This is a genomic window from Streptomyces sp. NPDC058157, assembly GCF_042884105.1.
Classification (GTDB): domain Bacteria; phylum Actinomycetota; class Actinomycetes; order Streptomycetales; family Streptomycetaceae; genus Streptomyces.
The window spans coordinates 1-2,270 of the sequence record NZ_JBHVUQ010000398.1 but is presented as its reverse complement, the minus strand read 5'-3'; the positions used below and the strand labels follow the sequence as shown (position 1 = coordinate 2,270).

3 protein-coding genes are annotated in these 2,270 nt (G+C 74.8%); all 3 read left to right on the top strand.

Annotated features, from left to right (window positions below):
- Positions 1-327, top strand: a 327-nt coding sequence (locus ACFVXK_RS38280) for an amidohydrolase family protein (protein ID WP_389621917.1), incomplete at its 5' end; no start/stop codon positions are given.
- A gap of 325 nt (positions 328-652) precedes the next feature.
- A complete protein-coding gene (locus ACFVXK_RS38275; protein WP_389621914.1) occupies positions 653-1,423 on the top strand; it encodes a polyprenol monophosphomannose synthase in 771 nt (256 codons plus the stop codon).
- A 79-nt stretch (positions 1,424-1,502) separates the two neighbouring features.
- On the top strand, positions 1,503-2,102 hold the full coding sequence (fxsA, locus tag ACFVXK_RS38270) for an FxsA family membrane protein (protein ID WP_389621911.1): 600 nt from the start codon (positions 1,503-1,505) through the stop codon (positions 2,100-2,102).
- Positions 2,103-2,270: the final 168 nt, after the last annotated feature.

Sequence of the window (2,270 nt, the reverse complement as noted above, 5' to 3'; positions counted from 1 at the left end):
GGCACCGTCCGCGCCGCCGCCTTCCACCGCACCCCCGAGCACCGGATCTCGGTCCGGGCCGCCTTCGCCGCCCACACCCGCGGCGGCTGGCGGGCCCTGGGCCGGGACGACGCGGGCATCCTGGTGCCCGGCGCGCCCGCCGACTACGCGGTCTGGCAGACGGGTGAGCTGGTGGTCCAGGCCCCCGACGACCGGGTGGCCCGCTGGTCCACCGACCCGCGCTCCGGCACCCCCGGCCTCCCGGACCTCACCCCGGGCGGGGAACTGCCCGTGTGCCTGCGGACCGTGGTGGGCGGCCGGGAGGTTTTCGTACGGCCACAGGGGTGATCCACCCGGCATCGGTTCGGTCCGGGCGGTCCCGCCCGGATAGGTTCGCCCGGGTCCACCGGCAGGACGCCGGACCGGAGGGAGCCGTCCGTCCCGCGCACCCGCGCCTCGGGAGCGAGGGAAGGTTTCGCCGGGGCGGCGGTGGCACCGGATCGGGCCCGGCGGTCCAGTAGACAACGGTCACGGCGGTCCGCAGCCAGCGGGCTCCGGTCCGGCCCGAAGGGCCGCCGGGCCCGATCGCTGTTCTAAAATCATCCTGCTGTGACGGGCCGCGCGAGAGCGCCCGCACGGGGACGATTCGACGCAAGACACGCAAGGGGAACCGGTGAGCAACGGCGGACAGCGCACCTTCGGGCCGCTCGGCACCACGCTGGTGATCATTCCGACCTACAACGAGGCGGAGAACATCGGCCGGATCGTGGGCCGGGTCCGTGCGGCGGTCCCCGAGGCACACGTCCTCGTCGCGGACGACAACAGCCCCGACGGCACCGGCAAGCTCGCCGACGAGCTGGCGGCCGCCGACGACCAGGTCCACGTCATGCACCGCAAGGGCAAGGAGGGGCTCGGCGCCGCCTACCTGGCGGGCTTCGCCTGGGGCCTGGAACACGGCTACGGGGTCCTGGTCGAGATGGACGCCGACGGCTCCCACCAGCCGGAGGAGCTGCCCCGCCTGCTCACCGCGCTGGCCGGCGCGGACCTGGTCCTCGGCTCCCGCTGGGTGCCGGGCGGCCGGGTCGTGAACTGGCCCAAGAGCCGCGAGTTCCTCTCCCGCGGCGGTTCCACCTACTCCCGCCTGATGCTGGACGTCCCGATCCGCGACGTCACCGGCGGCTACCGGGCGTTCCGCCGCGAGACCCTGGAGGGGCTCGGCCTGGACGAGGTCGCCTCGGCCGGCTACTGCTTCCAGGTCGACCTGGCCCGCCGGGCCGTCCGCAAGGGCTTCCGGGTGGTGGAGGTCCCCATCACGTTCGTGGAGCGCGAGCTCGGCGACAGCAAGATGAGCAAGGACATCGTGGTCGAGGCCCTCTGGCGGGTCACCCACTGGGGCCTGGGGGACCGCCTCGCCAAGCTCACCGGGGGCACGGCCCGCCGGTAGTCCCGGGCCCGTCCCCTAGGGGCCGTCCGGTACCTCCGGCTGAGGTCGCTTTTACGCCGTCCCGGGCACACTGGGTGGTATGAGTAGCGGTACATCGACGGCCACGGCCCCCCGGCAGCGTTCGCGCACCCGTACGTTCCTCCCGCTGGCGGTGGCCGGCTGGCTGGTCCTGGAGATCTGGCTGCTGAGCCTGGTCGCCGGCGCGGCCGGCGGGTTCACCGTGGCCGCGCTCCTCGCGGGCGGGCTGGTCCTGGGCGTGGTGGTGATCAAGCGGGCCGGGCGGCGGGCCTTCAAGAACCTGACGCGGACCTTCCAGCAGGCGCAGGAGCAGGCCATGTCCGGCGGGGCCCCTGCCGCCCCGCAGCCCGCCAAGGGCTCCGGCAACGGCATGACCATGCTGGCCGGGCTGCTGCTGATCCTGCCCGGCCTGCTCTCCGACGTGGCCGGGCTGCTCCTGCTGCTCCCGCCGGTACGGGCCTTCGCCGCCCGCCGCGCCGAGCGGACGCTGGAGCGGAAGATGGCCGCCGGCACCCCGGGTGGCTTCGGCGACGCCTACACGCAGGCCCGTATCCACTTCCCCGACGGCAAGGTCGTCCAGGGCGAGGTGATCCGCGAGGACGGCTCCCCGGCCGGACGGTCCGGCCCGGACACCGGCTACCGCCCGCCGCTCACCTCGTAACCGCTGCGGCGGCCGCCGGGACACGGCCGGCGGCCGTCCGCGCCGCAGCGCACACGCCGAGGGGCCCCCCCCACCAATTTTGGGGGGGCCACCGCGCGTGAAGAGTCCCAGGGGGGAGCGGACAAGTGGCGGGTCCCGCGCTGGCACTCGGTGTTGGATGGGGCCGCT

Bases quoted from the DNA above. Each gene is read 5' to 3' on its own strand.
- fxsA (WP_389621911.1), top strand. From the start codon at position 1,503: ATGAGTAGCGGTACATCGACGGCCACGGCCCCCCGGCAGCGTTCGCGC.